This window comes from Faecalicatena orotica, from assembly GCF_905197545.1.
Taxonomy (GTDB): Bacteria; Bacillota; Clostridia; order Lachnospirales; family Lachnospiraceae; genus Faecalicatena_A; species Faecalicatena_A orotica.
Map to the genome: position 1 here is coordinate 476,991 of NZ_CAJJZH010000002.1, position 14,552 is coordinate 491,542.

13 protein-coding genes are annotated in these 14,552 nt (G+C 39.1%); 8 read left to right on the forward strand and 5 right to left on the reverse strand.

Going from position 1 to position 14,552, the window contains the following annotated elements; all coding sequences use genetic code 11:
• The first annotated feature begins 771 nt into the window (after positions 1–771).
• The 8 genes from ABIN22_RS05730 (at position 772) to ABIN22_RS05765 (ending at position 8,256) form a co-directional block, all read left to right on the forward strand.
• The gene (locus tag ABIN22_RS05730) at positions 772–2,070 is read left to right on the forward strand and encodes an ABC transporter substrate-binding protein (RefSeq protein WP_346907256.1); all 1,299 of its coding nucleotides are present in this window, start codon (positions 772–774) and stop codon (positions 2,068–2,070) included.
• Between the two features lie 107 nt (positions 2,071–2,177).
• The gene (locus ABIN22_RS05735) at positions 2,178–3,083 is read left to right on the forward strand and encodes a carbohydrate ABC transporter permease (protein WP_109730136.1); all 906 of its coding nucleotides are present in this window, start codon (positions 2,178–2,180) and stop codon (positions 3,081–3,083) included.
• 2 nt (positions 3,084–3,085) lie between these two features.
• Entirely contained in the window at positions 3,086–3,922 is an 837-nt protein-coding gene (locus tag ABIN22_RS05740; protein WP_109730137.1) for a carbohydrate ABC transporter permease, read from the forward strand.
• Between the two features lie 28 nt (positions 3,923–3,950).
• Complete coding sequence (locus ABIN22_RS05745; protein WP_118621412.1) at positions 3,951–5,267, forward strand: ADP-dependent glucokinase/phosphofructokinase; 1,317 nt, start codon at positions 3,951–3,953, stop codon at positions 5,265–5,267.
• A 98-nt stretch (positions 5,268–5,365) separates the two neighbouring features.
• Entirely contained in the window at positions 5,366–6,229 is an 864-nt protein-coding gene (locus tag ABIN22_RS05750; protein WP_346907258.1) for a ketose-bisphosphate aldolase, read from the forward strand.
• 29 nt (positions 6,230–6,258) lie between these two features.
• Entirely contained in the window at positions 6,259–7,104 is an 846-nt protein-coding gene (locus ABIN22_RS05755) for a MurR/RpiR family transcriptional regulator (protein WP_242995955.1), read from the forward strand.
• Positions 7,105–7,198: 94 nt separating this feature from the next.
• Positions 7,199–7,885, forward strand: coding sequence for a D-lyxose/D-mannose family sugar isomerase (locus ABIN22_RS05760; protein WP_118621410.1), 687 nt, complete (start codon positions 7,199–7,201; stop codon positions 7,883–7,885).
• A gap of 278 nt (positions 7,886–8,163) precedes the next feature.
• On the forward strand, positions 8,164–8,256 hold the full coding sequence (locus ABIN22_RS05765) for a putative holin-like toxin (protein ID WP_018593238.1): 93 nt from the start codon (positions 8,164–8,166) through the stop codon (positions 8,254–8,256).
• A 225-nt stretch (positions 8,257–8,481) separates the two neighbouring features.
• On the opposite strand, the gene ABIN22_RS05770 is transcribed toward ABIN22_RS05765, so the two are convergent.
• From ABIN22_RS05770 to ABIN22_RS05790, 5 genes are all read right to left on the reverse strand, one after another.
• Positions 8,482–10,503 carry a beta-galactosidase gene (locus ABIN22_RS05770; RefSeq protein WP_346907261.1) on the reverse strand — a complete coding sequence of 674 codons (2,022 nt, stop codon included), beginning with the start codon at positions 10,501–10,503 and terminating at the stop codon, positions 8,482–8,484.
• 14 nt (positions 10,504–10,517) lie between these two features.
• The gene (locus tag ABIN22_RS05775; RefSeq protein ID WP_346907263.1) at positions 10,518–10,745 is read right to left on the reverse strand and encodes an HPr family phosphocarrier protein; all 228 of its coding nucleotides are present in this window, start codon (positions 10,743–10,745) and stop codon (positions 10,518–10,520) included.
• 16 nt (positions 10,746–10,761) lie between these two features.
• Positions 10,762–12,141: an MFS transporter gene (locus tag ABIN22_RS05780; RefSeq protein ID WP_346907265.1), complete on the reverse strand. Its 1,380-nt coding sequence runs from the start codon at positions 12,139–12,141 to the stop codon at positions 10,762–10,764.
• Positions 12,142–12,223: 82 nt separating this feature from the next.
• Positions 12,224–13,426: a helix-turn-helix domain-containing protein gene (locus ABIN22_RS05785; protein ID WP_346907267.1), complete on the reverse strand. Its 1,203-nt coding sequence runs from the start codon at positions 13,424–13,426 to the stop codon at positions 12,224–12,226.
• A 103-nt stretch (positions 13,427–13,529) separates the two neighbouring features.
• Positions 13,530–13,787: a hypothetical protein gene (locus ABIN22_RS05790; RefSeq protein WP_346907269.1), complete on the reverse strand. Its 258-nt coding sequence runs from the start codon at positions 13,785–13,787 to the stop codon at positions 13,530–13,532.
• Between the last annotated feature and the right edge of the window lie 765 nt (positions 13,788–14,552).

Below are 14,552 nucleotides of genomic sequence, written 5' to 3' on the forward strand. Positions count from 1 at the left end.
ATTAGCTCAAACAGGCAGGATAATATGGATAAATCAAATAATCAAAAGAACTATAAACACGACAACGAATAATCTCTAAACAAAATTGACTAGTGATTGTCGAATTTGAATAACGGACAGAAAACCTCGGATGCCCATTTTACAAGGGCTTCCGAGGTTTCTTTATGCCTGTGGGCCCTTAATCTGGCAATCTTTTTCGGCTTCATCCTTATATATGTCTAATTCATTTTTATCAAATCTAAGTAAAGAGCTTTGGTATTTTAATAATCCATATAATTGACAGATATGCAATCATATAGATAATTCTATCTAATTTACGATGCTTTGCGTGCTCCAATGCGAAACGCAAGCTTGTAAAAGTCTTCCTCCCGTCTGTAGCAAGTGCAGTAGGTGAATGCAGTTCACTGTTTTCAACTCCAAAAGCATCTAGTCTGCCAACATCTTATATAAAATAAATCCCCCCTAAATCTAAAGCTACTTGGTCACCTGAAACATATGAAATAAAATTACTTATAACAGCTTTTTAACCGTGATTTTGCACAAAATAAAGATATTGTATTAGTGCATATTTATGTTTATGCATATAACCCATAAAAAAGCATTGACAATATGAAATTCTATTTTATAATGGACTTATACAAAAAGCATAATTAATTGAGGTTAAAGGGCGGAAAAATTGTCAAATAAAGACAAAATATGCGCCTTTAATAAGAAAATAAAGATTCTGAACTCAAAATGCTGAAAAAAAATTTAATTTAAGGAGGAGAAGTTATGAAAAAGAAAACGGTTATGAAGAAGGTGCTTTCTATTGGCCTGGCAAGTGCTATGGTACTTTCCTTAGCGGCTTGTGGCTCCGAAAAAAAAGAGGACGAAAAGAAACAGGAAGGTGACAGCAGTGGTGTGACACTTGAATTCCAACAGTGGTGGGGTGTAGAGCTTCCGGAAGGTGCGCTGCAGAAGATTTGTGATGACTTTACGAAAGATACGGGAATCCAGATTGAACTTTTGAGCAATCCATATGCCGACACGAAGACACAGATTGCAGCCGGTGCAGCGGCAGGCACAATGGCGGATGTAGTAGGGCTTGATGGTGCGTGGGTATATGATTTTGCAAAACAGGGTTCCATTTCAAACTTAACAGAACTGATGAAAGAAGACGGCTATGATGACTCACAGTTGTCAGACCAGATCAAATACGAAGGAAATACATACATGATCCCGGTTGTGAATTTTGCATATCCATTGTATGTAAATATGGATATTCTTGAAAAAGCAGGGGTTTCTGAGATTCCAGCCACCTGGTCAGAATTTTTGGCGGCACTGGATAAGATCAAAAATAATACAGATGCGGCCGGATTTTCTATTCCATTATCCACGGAGGCACCAAATGGCATTCAGAATCAGTTTATGACATGGTTATGGGCTTCAGGCGGTTCGATGCTGAAGGATGGCGCGCCGAACTTAGAAGGTAATAAAGACCTTGCCAAGGTGGTTGATTTTGTGAAAGAAATGAAAGATAAAGGCTATATCGCTGATGGGGCAGAGGCTATGAAGGAGCAGGATATGGTAAATGAATTTGAAAATGGACGTCTTGCATTCATGGTAGATGGAATTTCACATCTGACACTGATCAAAGAAGAAAGCCCGGACCTGAATTTTGACTATGCAAAGATGCCTGTCATGGACGGATACGAAGGCGAGAGTGGAATGGATGTTGCAAACTGGGGAATTGGAATTGCTGAGAATTGTGAGAACAAAAAAGAGGCTATGCAGTTTGTAGAATATCTTATGAGCCCAGAAGTAAATGCAGAGTTAGCACAGCTTGCAAATGCATTCCCTGGCAATGCGAATGCCAACCCGGATTATTCCCAGAACGATGAATTATTCAAAAAAGCATTTGAGATTTTCCAGAGTGGATATGCAACAAATGAGTTTACAGGCCTTCCGACATCAGAAGATCTCATGAGAAGTTTCAATGAGCAGTTAGTGTTATATCTGGATGGAGATACAACATCTGTAGATGAAATGTTAGGAGCAGCCCAGAAAGCCTGGGAGCCGGCATTTGAATAATTAGGAAGAATATATTTTCAAAGAAGAACAATACGGGCTGTGCGTACGCGTGCAGCCCGAACAAAAAACGAAGGGAGTGAGATGAATTGGCAAAAGGCGGCAGGTTCATGAACCAAACAGCAGGGAAAGGCAAGAAGGATATCTTAAAAAGACAGGCTACACCGTATGTATATTTATTACCCACGGTCGTCTTAATGTTTATATTGCTGGTGATACCGATTCTTATGGTCATCAGATATTCATTTTATGATAATGTGATTATTAATAAGAATCCGGTATTTGTGGGATTGCAGAACTATAAGGCAGTATTATCCGATCCGAATTTTCTTGTTGCGATAAGGAATACACTGTTCTTTGTAATTGTCAGTATTATAGCTCATCTTATCATAGGGATGGTGTTTGCCCTAGTTCTGAATACCAGATATCTTGGAGACAAAACGAAAGGCATTTTCAGAGTGATTTATGCACTGCCGTGGATGTTTACAGCATCAGTCATTGCGATTCTGTGGAGAATGATGCTGAATCCCAATGGTGTGATCAATTATCTGATTACATCAATGAATCTTGTGAATGATAATATATCATTTCTGGCTTCCAGGGATATCGCTTTGAAAGCGGTTACTCTTATTAATATCTGGTCTGGATATCCGTTTTATATGATTAGTATTTTGGCAGGCCTGCAAGGCATTTCCACAGATTTGTATGAAGCCTCCGCTTTGGATGGGGCGAACGCAGTCCAGACATATTTCAGGATTACAGTGCCACAGCTAAAGCCAATTCTTATCAGTCTTCTGATGTTGGATTTTGTATGGACATTACAACAGTTTGCTTTGATATGGATGACGACTGGTGGTGGACCGGTCAATGCGACAGAGACGATCAGTACTTATATATATAAGCAGGGATTCACGAAATATCAGTATTCGATGGCATCGACAGGGGCTGTAATTCTTCTTATTGTATGTACAATTATTGGAATCTTCTATGTCAGACAGCAGAGATCGGGGGATTAGGTATGATAGGAAAGAAAAAAGTATCGGTTCAGATTTTAATTGTTATTATCTTAATTCTGGGTGTCATATGGGCAGGGTTCCCTATTTTGTGGATGTTCCTGAACTCCTTTAAGCCTAATGCGGAAATTTTTGCATGGCCTCCGACCTGGATCTCTGAGAATTTCAGCTTTGACGCGTATAAGGCGATATTTTCAAATCCGGAGCAGGTAAGGTTCTTTGTAAATAGTTACGTGATTGCAGGGCTGGTTGTAATAGTAACTTTGATCGTAGGAATTATGGCATCGTATGCCTTCAGCCGTTTTAATTTTCCGGGGAAAGGGCTGATCAATACAATTATCGTAAGTGTACAGGCAGTTCCTCCGATTACGTTATTGATACCTTATATCAGCCTGATAGTGACTCTCAGATTGTATAACACATATGGGGCGCTGATTCTTACATATTTAGTATTTACGCTTCCGTACTGCATTTTGATGACAACGGGATATTTCAATACGCTTCCTAAGGAACTGGATGAGGCTGTTATGATTGACGGAGGTTCCCGCTGGAAAGCATTGTGGAAAATACTTGTTCCTACTGCAATACCGGGACTGGTTTCAGTTGGAATGTACACCTTTATGCAGGCATGGAATGAATATTTGTTTGCATTAGCCCTGACTAAGACAAATGATATGCGTACAGTGCCGGTTGGTATCAACCTCTTGATGGGGCAGCATGCATATGAATGGAACCAGATGATGGCTATGAGTGTACTTGGATCGCTGCCAATTCTGGTGCTCTTCCTTTTCTTCCAGAAATATTTCATTGCAGGCATGACAGCAGGATCGGTAAAGAATTAATAAGCATTGCCAGAAAAGAGGTGAGAATGTGGAAATAGAACAGAAATATGAACATGCTTTTGAAGAACTAGGGGAAATCGTACAGACACGGGTGGAGAAAAAACGCTACACGGCAATGGGATATACGAGCAACTTAGATCTTCTGTGTGATTTCCGGGCAGAGCTTTTGAATCAGATGCTTGAAGAATACCTTCCGGACGGGAGGCTGGCGGAGATGGGGATCGTAGACAGTATACATACGATGGAAGAGCTGTTATCGACGATTGTATACTATTGTTCACGGGGAATAGGTGGTGAAGCGGATATTGAAGATACGAGGCTCGTAGAAGAGTGCTTTCCATTTCAATACGGTATGGGGGGAACTGCGGTTCAGGCAGCGCTTGCTCTGGCGGAAATCGGATGTCCGTCTCTGGTGCATTTGACAGACGATTCAAAAGAGGTGTGTGATTTACTAAAAACGCCATCTGTCTATACAGTTTCTCAGGAAGGGCAGCTGGTGCATGCGGACGAATTGTCCCAGACCCAGAGTCAGGAAGTTCATTGCATCATCCAGTTTAAAAAAGGAGATATGATCAGGCTGGGGAGTCAGGAGGTGACCATCCCCTGTTCCAACCGTCTGATTATTACTAAGATTACCGTAAATGAATTTGTACCATTTTCAATACCATATTTTGAGTGGATAGAGAAAAATGCAGAAAATGTAAGCAGTAATGTATTGTCAAGCTTTAATGCGCTTTTAGATCCAAAGGTTTTAAAGGCACGTCTTGATTTTGTGAAGCAGCATGTGGAAAAATACCGCAGGAATAATCCGGAAGGAATCGTTTTCTTTGAAGATGCCCACTACCATAATAGTGAGGTGAAAAGGCTGTGTCTGGAAACCGTCTATTCGTGTGTAGACATTGTAAGCCTGAATGAGGACGAATTGAAATATACACTGAAAGAAATGTATGATTTTGATGTAGATACTGAGAATATTATTTCTTGTGTACAAGGCGCAAAATTTATTCGTAAAAAGTTTGGGATACATAAGGGGGTCATTGTTCATACGAAAGATTATTCCATGTATGTAGGGGATACGCTGAAAGCAGATATAGAAAAAGGCCTGATGTATGGAAATATGCTGGCAACAGCAAAGGCACAGAATGGCTGGTATGGGACAAAAGAGCAGGTCAAAGAGGTGCTGGGATTTGAATTAAGCCCGAAAGGGGCAGAGAACTATCAGAAAATTAAAGAGAGTGAATATCAAAAAGAAGTCATACTGGTTCCTTCCAAATATATAGATAAGCCCAGATATACGATTGGATTGGGGGATTCCTTTGTGGGGGGAGTGCAGATGTGCTTCTGAGTAAAATTAAATATGGGAATGAAATTTTATTTCATACAATGATTGACATTATTCAATGTCTGAACTAAAATAATAGAAGATATGCGGAGGAAATAGCTATGTTAATGAACATGAAAGAAATCTTATCTGTTGCAAAGGAAAATAAATTTGCGATTCCTGCATTCAATATTTCCGATTATTCAATGTTTCTTGGGATAATGGATATTTGTGAAGAGACAGATTCTCCAGTAATTATCGAGATCCATCCGGATGAGTTGAGTTTTACAGGGCCGGAAATGGTAACAGCTATCAGGGAAAGGGCGTATAAATCACCGGTCCCGGTATGTATTCATCTGGATCACTGTGGTGATTTCGGGAAAATCATTTATGCGATTCAGGCAGGATTTACATCTGTTATGTTTGACGGAGCGGAGCTTTCATTTGAAGACAATATCGAGAATACTAAGAAAGTAGTGGAAGCTGCTCACCCGGCGAATGTATCTGTTGAAGCAGAGCTCGGAACGATTGGATCTACGGACCCGGCTGATTTTGAAGGGGGAACAGCTAAGATTATCTACACAGATCCGGAGGATGCTGCTAAGTTTGTTTCTGCAACGGGCGTGGATACACTTGCTATAGCAATCGGAACGTGTCATGGCCTGTATCCGGCAGGAATGAATCCAGAACTTAAGCTTGATATCTTAAAAGAAATCGAAGCAAAGGTGGATATACCGCTGGTACTTCATGGTGGTTCGAATAACCCGGATAAAGAGATTGGGGAAGCTGTGACATTGGGCATTAATAAGATTAATATTTCATCTGATATCAAAGTTGCATATTTCCAGAAAATGAGAGAAGTACTGAAAGATGAGAGCTTAAGAGAACCTAATGTAATCGAGCCGGTTTGTATGGAAGCTATGAAAGCGTGTGCAAAACAAAAACTAGAATTATTTCAGACGATAGGAAAGGCCTCATTATATTAAGGGGATACTTAATATAGGAGAAAGAGAAAGTGGACAATACGATATTTGAAAAAGAAGCATTAGAAGTGATTAAGGAAAATTATGATTCTATATTTTCAGCAGAAAAGAAGGTAGCAGACTTTGTGCTGCAGAATCCTCAGAAGGCGGTAGACTCTAATGTTTCAGAGCTGGCAAAGCAAAGTGGTGTGAGTGATGCGACTGTTGTCAGAATGTGCCATCACATAGGGTATACAGGATATTACCAGTTCAGGATAGCCCTGAGCCGGGAATTAGGAAGAAAGCAGTATGCAACATCATCGCGTTTGCAGAATAAGGATGAGGTGGGAAAGGTATTCCACGATTATGCAGAAGCAATGATAGCAATAGGTGAAAGAATCGACGTGGATGTTATGTGGAAGTGCGTTAACCTATTGAAGACATGCAGGCAGGCACACCTTATGGCAGTAGGAAATACATGTCCGCTGACTCAGTATATGGGATTTCGTTTGGGAAGGCTTGGAATTAAGAGTACATATAATGTGGCAGCAGAATATTTTTTGAATCATGTGAATCTGGCTGATCCGGATGATATTCTGATAGCTATTTCACAGTCGGGAACATCCAGACAGGTCGTACAGGGTATGGAACTAGGTAAGGAAAAGGGACTTAAAATTATTGCAATCACCGCATTTGCACAATCACCGGTGGCTGCTCTGGCAGACTATGTGCTGCTTTCTGCCGGCAAGGAAGAGCCTTTTAATTACTATAAAGGATATGCACACCTGAATGAAACGGCAGTGATTGATGCACTCTTGAATTTTGTAATGAATGAAGAGCTGATTAAAAATAAACAGGCTGATAAGCCGGAGATTATTTTGTCAGAATATAAGATGTAATTCTGACTCTTGCTGGAACAGCGGTTTTACCTTTCGTGTCGATGTGCATGACTGGTGTACCGCTGTTCTTTTCTAAGATTAAGGAGGAAAAAGAATGAAGCGTTCAAAAATCAATCAAGTCATAAAAGATATGGAACAATTAATCAAAAAGCATGGTTTTGAGATGCCCCCGTTTGCATCATGGACAACAGAAGATTGGGGGAAGGCGGGGCATGAGTACGATGAAATAAGGGATAACAAGCTGGGATGGGACATCACAGACTTTGGCCTTGGAAAATTTGAAGAGGTAGGTTTTTCCTTATTTACAATCCGGAATGGAAACCAAAAGATGAAGGAGAAATATAAAAAGCCTTATGCAGAAAAGCTTCTGATGCTTTACGAAGGTCAGACAGCTGCAATGCATTATCATGTGAGCAAAATGGAAGACATCATAAACCGGGGCGGGAATGATGTATATATCACCGTATATAATGGAACTAAAGAAGAAACCATGCTGGATACAGAGGTGGAGGTATGCTCTGATGGGAAGAGGGAGATGGTTCCTGCAGGGACAAAAGTGCGGTTAAGACCTGGTCAGAGCATTACGATTACGCCATATATGTATCATGATTTTATTGTCCCGGAAACGGGGGGACCGGTACTTCTCGGGGAAGTTTCTATGTGCAATGATGATGACAATGATAATTTCTTCTATGATAAAGCGGTAGGTCGTTTTCCGGCAGTGGAGGAGGATGAAAAGCCGTACCGGCTTTTATGCAATGAGTATCCTGATGTAGAATAGAGAGGGGATATGGTATAGAGTAACATTTTGCGGAAAACTAAACTGCTGTAAAATTTTAAGTTGAATTTTACAGCAGTTTCTTGTGTAATAAAACTACGAACAAGAATAATAATATCAGAGTCTGATATATGGAAACTATATTTGTGCTAATTTTTTTATACTATCAATGAAAGATGGTGAGATTGATTCTTTCTCAATCTTATAATAAGATTTCCCTATGAGCACCGTGTACAGGGTGGAAGCCTCCCATACTTTACTGAAGAGGGGAGGTGGTGCAGATGGATACATACGAGGTTTTAAGCCTTCTGTTTTTGGGCGGCTCGTTCCTGATAGCATTGCTGACCTATATAGATAGGAATAAGCGAAAATAAAAAATGCCTACCCTGTCGTGCCAACAAGGATAGGCGCGTCTGAAAAGACGTAAAACCTTAACTTGAGGGCTTCCACCTTGTGGGCGGATGCTCTATTTATATGTTTAGTATATACTAGGAACAAAGATATTGCAAGGGCATGATATCTGGTCTCGTTATAGTGCTTGGGATTTGTTACTGTTCAGACGTTCTCCCGGTTTATTAATTACATTCCCGAATTATAGATTACTTCTCATCATATTCCTCAATGATTTTCACTCCCCACGCCGGAATGTCTAATGTTTCCTGCGTTTCAATCCGGGTTTCTGATAAAAGTTCTACACCATTTTTATAAACAAACGGTATATTCTGTTCATTAGCGGAATAGTTAAAGAAATATTTTACATTTTTTCCGAATTGATTTGTTCCCTTTCGCATAATAACTGGATAACTATATACAGGTATTTCCACATGTGCATTCTGAAGGACATCTCGTATTACGACCTTCAATGTTGCCTGATCCGTCATACAGCCAAGATATACTGCCATTCCTTTTCCATAATGGTTTTTTGTGATCGCAGCATACTCTTTCCAGTTATAATGATCATAATAAGCTAAAACTTCAGCTCCTTCCGAAATCAACAACTCCATGAAAGTTTTTGCTTTTGCCTCAGAATTCTCATCGATAATTGTTCCTTTTAAGCCTACATTCTTTGGAAAAGTAAACTGATGGTATTCTACTCCAAAACAGCTGTTCAGAATGTGTGGCTGCACTTCATGGCTTACCTTCACATTTTCATTTGCAAATGCAGTTTTAAAAGTAGCCACCAGATTTCCTCCCTCCGTAACGTAGTTATTCAGTTTCTGAAGCAATTCATTGGGAGCCGCATAGAGAGCCGGTACGAAGATCACTTTGTATCGACTGAGATTTTCTGATTCAGGCCAGATGAAATCGCATTCGACATTCATCTGATATAAAGCATCATAAATCCAACGTACAACATCGTTATATCCTATGCCTTTATTTCCCGCTGCTGTCGCCTGTATTCCGAACCATTTTAACGCTGTAAGAGCCTCATTGCTAACAAGAATCGCTACTTCATTCTTTTTCTTTATGTTAATCAAAGACTTCCCTATTTTTTGAAATTCATGTCCAATCACACAAGCCTCTAGATACGAATCATTCTCCTGAAAATCATGACTCAATAATCCCTTCCAATATGTCTCAAAGGAATTGTGTATGGAATGCCAGTGCCAGTACATCACACTATTTGCGCCAGAAGCCAAATGACTGTATGCCTGCAGTCTAAGCTGACCTTTGTAGGGAATCCACCCCGGATACCCTTGCGCTTCTGTTTCAAGAACCAGATAATTTTCATTTTTAAGAGATCTTGTCATGTCACCGCCGAATGCAATTTCTGTTCCTGTAAGTTCATCCTGGGAAGGATGATAAATATCAACACCTGAAATTGTCAGGCATTGCGAAGCATGATAATGATTGACATCCGGTTGTACTCCATAGGAATATCCCCTCCACTCAAAATCAAAATTATGTGTAATAAATTGATCACTTCTGCGATATTCATTAACAATAGCTGCTTGCCAGCTTAAAAATTCATCTACCAGCGTTCTCTGGAATTTCTCAAACTCCGCACCCAAACTTCCGTTGATTGTTCCCCGTATATCAGGGAAATCTTCCCACGCATTAATCCGGTTACTCCAGTAAGCTAACCCAAACTCCTGATTCATTGCATCAAGATCATTATTGAATTTTTTACGAAGATATTTTACAAACTTCTCCTGTACATTTTTTCCTGCTGTCCCATAATATTTAGTTTCATTATCTACCTGATAACCGATGACACATTTTCTGTGTGCTGTGCACTTCATCAGTTTACGGATAACACGTTCTGCAAAAAAAAGATATACAGGATGTGTAATATCCATAATCTGACGTGCCCCGTAAATCCCTCGCCCATGTATTGTTTCTGCGATAACATCCGGATGTGATTTTACCATCCATGTCGGAACTGCATAAGTGGGTGTTCCGATGATCACATTAATTCCGGCTTTTTCCATGACATCCATCACTCTTTCCACATGGGAAAAATCAAAGACACCTTCCTGTGGTTCGTAGGTACTCCATGTGGATTCCGCAATTCTAACCGTGTTGATTCCAGCTTTTTTCATCATAGCAACATCCTGCTCTAACCGCTCACAAGGCATATATTCATCATAATATGCAGCTCCAAAAAGAAGTTCTTTCATCGTTTTCTCCCCCATCAATTCACAATGAATTTTTCAAGCTGGTTCTTAAGCATTTTTGCATCCTCATCAGCCAGTTCCATTTCAATAGGCTGATCCAACGGTAGACTGAAAATCCCCATAATTGATTTACCATCTATGTAGTATTTTCCGCAGATTAAATCAACGTCATTCTCTGCTTTAAAAGTAATATTTACAAATTCTTTTACATCATTAATACCATTCAATTTTATTTTACATTTCATATCTGTTTTCCTCCTGCTATTTCGAAATACGTCTACTCTTCAGATCTGTTAGAATAGAATCATATTCTTTATCCAGATGATAGAAGGTAAGCACAATAATCTGAATCACTGTCAATATAACTGGGACATAAATATAACTTACCTTGATTGCAGTAATCGCACCGGCTGTCTGCGTTACCGCCGCTCCAACATATCCTCCAATAGAAAGAATTGCTCCCAAAATAACAGAACTGAGTCCATTTCCGATTTTTTGTCCAAAGCTTGCAGCACTGTTAATCAATCCTTCTGTACGAATTCCTGTTTTCCATTCTCCATATTCAATCGTATCCGTTACCATTGCAAACATACATGCAGAAATTCCTGCGTTACCAACACCTCTAAGCATACATCCTGCAATCAAAACGGTAAGATTTTCTGCGCCAATACCCATAATACTGTATCCAGCAATCATTATAGCCGCACCGATCATCAGTACATTTCTCTTTCCAAACTTCTTGACAAATCTTGCAATAAAAAACATGCATATAATTTGTGTCGCTTGAAGTGCAACTGAAAAGGTACCAACCAAATTACTGTTACCAAGTATAATTTTCGTGTAGTAAACTTCAGCAGAACCATTGATTCCCTGTGCAATAAAAATCAGAATCAGATTCAGAGTAGCCATAAACCAGTATTTATTTTTTACCAATGCCTTAAAACCCATAGTTACTGGAATTTTTAAACGCTTATCATCGTCTGCAGTATTCACACGCTCCCTCGTAAACAAGAATGTGATCATAAACGTAACGATTTCCAGTGCTCCAAATACAATGAATGTCATTGTCCAGGCTCTTGCATCATCTCCAAAAAATCTTACTACAGGAAGCGTACAGGTTTTGATAAACAGTGTACCACAGGTCGCCAGAATCATACGAAAGATACTAAGTACAGAACGTTCATACTGATCCTGTGTCATCAATGCTGTCAGAGTGGCATATGGAAGATTAATTCCCGTAAATAATACGGTAAACGCCAAGTTATAACTGAAGAAAATATAAATCAGCTTCGCAGTCTCACTCCATCCGGCAGGAACAGCAAACAATAGAACCGTACCAATCGCATATGGAACTACCAAACGAAGAATCCAGATTCGAGCCTTACCGAATGGTGATTTCGTCCGGTCTATAATTACCCCCATAATCAAATCACTGACTCCATCAAAAAGTCGTGAGCACATCATAATGATTCCAACTGCAGCTGCACTTACCCCTACTACATCCGTGTAATAAAATAACAGGAATGCTGCCATTGCAGAATACATAATGTTACTTGAAAAATCTCCACATCCATACGCTAATCTTTCTTTTACCGTAACTTTTTCCGATGCGTTTTTGTTAATGAATTTTTTTAAAAGCATCTTCTCTTCCTCCTATGCTTGTTTTCTTGTAGGTACATACTAACAGAGATTTTTCTTATATTATATAGTTTATTTTAGCAAATTATAATTTATTTTTGTTTTTCCACTGTCCATACATTTTTCTATACTTGGCTGGACTCATCCCCGTTTGGTCTTTAAACACGCTTCCAAAGTAACTTTGTGAACAAAAAGATAGATAATTGGCAATATCCTTTACATCATATTCGGAGTAACGGAGCATATTTTTTGCAAGACGTACTTTTTCTCTTCTAATAAACTGCTGAATCGTAATCCCTTCTACTTTGTGAAATAAACCTGAAAGATAACTGCTATTTACGCCAATTTCTTTTCCGACCTCTCCTATGATTATTTCGCTATGTAGATTTTGAAAAATATAATTCTTTGTTCGTTCTACCAACTCATTTTTCTGCCTGTTTTGATGAATTTTTGCAACGAGTTCTGCAAATTCATATTCTGCCTGACGCATCATTGCATCGATCTTCACAGCATTGTTCATATCTTCAATCATCATAATATATCCATCAACAATAGAAAACGCCTCTTCCGGTATCATTCCACCACTGATTGCCGCACGTGATGCCAGGGTAATCACACAAATGGCAATGTTCTTAGCCTGGCGTATCTGAGTTTTTGCGAGCTGACCCACTTCCCCTCGATAGGTTTCCGAAAGGCTTCGCCGAAGCATCTCTACATCTCCCTGACGAATACTATCCATTTCGCGTAATTCCTGATCATATGGATTATGAGGCAGTTCTCGTTCTTGATGTTGAAAAATAACCTGTGAAACCGTTCCCTTAACTTCAGCAATATCTAATTCCTCAATCTCATTTCTTTTCCACAATTCGCTTAAGGTTAGCTCATTACCGGATATCCAGTGGTAAAGCATAAGCACACCTGCCCCAAATACTTTAAGTTCGCAGAAAGACAATCTAAATCCAGCCTCTTCGCTTATTTTATGCGTCTGGATCATATACTTATTTAAATCTCTTGTCTGCTTTTCTGTACTAATTGGTCCTACTACAATTTTTCCACTCTCAAAAGGGATAATCGCATAAAGAATACTATTCTTCTCATAAAGCATCTCTGGATAGTCCTTTTTCTCTCTGTTATGAATTTCAACAAAAAACTCCAAATCCGTAAATAATGGATTGCAATTTTCTGCCATATCCCCATAACATGCTTCAATTTCCCCCAAAGAATTTATATAAACGATGTTACAATGTAAAATCCTGACCATTTGCTTACAAATATACTTCAGTTTCATCCTATTCTCCTTTGATCAACTTTCTCTTTTACTATTTTATAACAAATCAATCATAAAATCATTTTGTTTCTCATACTTGCTTAGCATAAAATTCAGGCTGTATTCATTTCCATCCTGCTACCAAAAATGAACCTGTCGTCACATAGCAGTATTCTACATTATGAATACTTTTCAGGCAAACAAAATGCCCCACGCTAAATTCCATTTCGATACAATAATCCCTAATAAAACATGACCGATAATGTTCCTGCAGAGAATAGATCTCTAATGTATCAAAATCAGTTAAGGATAATAGTATGGTCTCTTTATCCCCGGTTTCATTTTTCCAATATTCCAGCGATCCAACTACTTTTTCAGACATTCTGAATACAGATGTTTCTCGAGGAATTTCGTATCCAATTGATACTTTTCTGGCAGTGTTGCATCAACCCATGCCATACCTCTAGAAGTTATTCTATCAGATTCTAAATAATCATAAGTTAATTCTATTTTTTGCTTGCTCACCATTTAACTCTAAACTAGCATAGAACTTTTCTTTATAAATCACCCCAACGGTTTACAAGTATTTTGTTCCGATAAAAGAATTGGATTGTTGGAGCATTTTATGTATAATATTCGCGTGGCAACACTTTGGCAACAGAAAATCAGTAAGCCAGAATAACAGGTATGTATTCTAGCCAGACCGAAAGATAATCCTGGCCTGTCGGTATTGCGCAGGCAGCAAAAGCAGATAGAACGTCTGACAGGAGCATATTGTGTACTTTATCTGAAATAACTAAATTATTATTCCAGAGATAAAATGCTAGAAGAAGGAATCCCTTTTGTATGGAAAGATCATCAGGTCTAGGACTGCTATTGAAACAGAATGAAGCCAGAGCGTTAAAACCCTGTTTCAAAATTTCTTTTCTTACACAGAAATTTTTGCTATTAGCTCTTTACGAAGAGTGGGATGATCTGACCGTGACTGCAGCTGCGGATAATGGCTGTTTCAAAAATGTCAGTCACGAGAGTATTTGATGAGAAGGTAGAAACTGCTTTGGAGGAAATGATGGAGGAGTATGTATGGTAAAATGATTGGAAAGCCCCCATCTTCCACCCCATTTGTTGCCCAATATTTAATAATATG

Coding starts and splice junctions, on each gene's coding strand:
- ABIN22_RS05730 (WP_346907256.1), top strand. CDS start 772: ATGAAAAAGAAAACGGTTATGAAGAAGGTGCTTTCTATTGGCCTGGCA.
- ABIN22_RS05735 (WP_109730136.1), top strand. CDS start 2,178: ATGAACCAAACAGCAGGGAAAGGCAAGAAGGATATCTTAAAAAGACAG.
- ABIN22_RS05740 (WP_109730137.1), top strand. CDS start 3,086: ATGATAGGAAAGAAAAAAGTATCGGTTCAGATTTTAATTGTTATTATC.
- ABIN22_RS05750 (WP_346907258.1), top strand. CDS start 5,366: ATGTTAATGAACATGAAAGAAATCTTATCTGTTGCAAAGGAAAATAAA.
- ABIN22_RS05760 (WP_118621410.1), top strand. CDS start 7,199: ATGAAGCGTTCAAAAATCAATCAAGTCATAAAAGATATGGAACAATTA.
- ABIN22_RS05765 (WP_018593238.1), top strand. CDS start 8,164: ATGGATACATACGAGGTTTTAAGCCTTCTGTTTTTGGGCGGCTCGTTC.
- ABIN22_RS05770 (WP_346907261.1), bottom strand. CDS start 10,503: ATGAAAGAACTTCTTTTTGGAGCTGCATATTATGATGAATATATGCCT.
- ABIN22_RS05775 (WP_346907263.1), bottom strand. CDS start 10,745: ATGAAATGTAAAATAAAATTGAATGGTATTAATGATGTAAAAGAATTT.
- ABIN22_RS05780 (WP_346907265.1), bottom strand. CDS start 12,141: ATGCTTTTAAAAAAATTCATTAACAAAAACGCATCGGAAAAAGTTACG.
- ABIN22_RS05785 (WP_346907267.1), bottom strand. CDS start 13,426: ATGAAACTGAAGTATATTTGTAAGCAAATGGTCAGGATTTTACATTGT.
- ABIN22_RS05790 (WP_346907269.1), bottom strand. CDS start 13,787: ATGTCTGAAAAAGTAGTTGGATCGCTGGAATATTGGAAAAATGAAACC.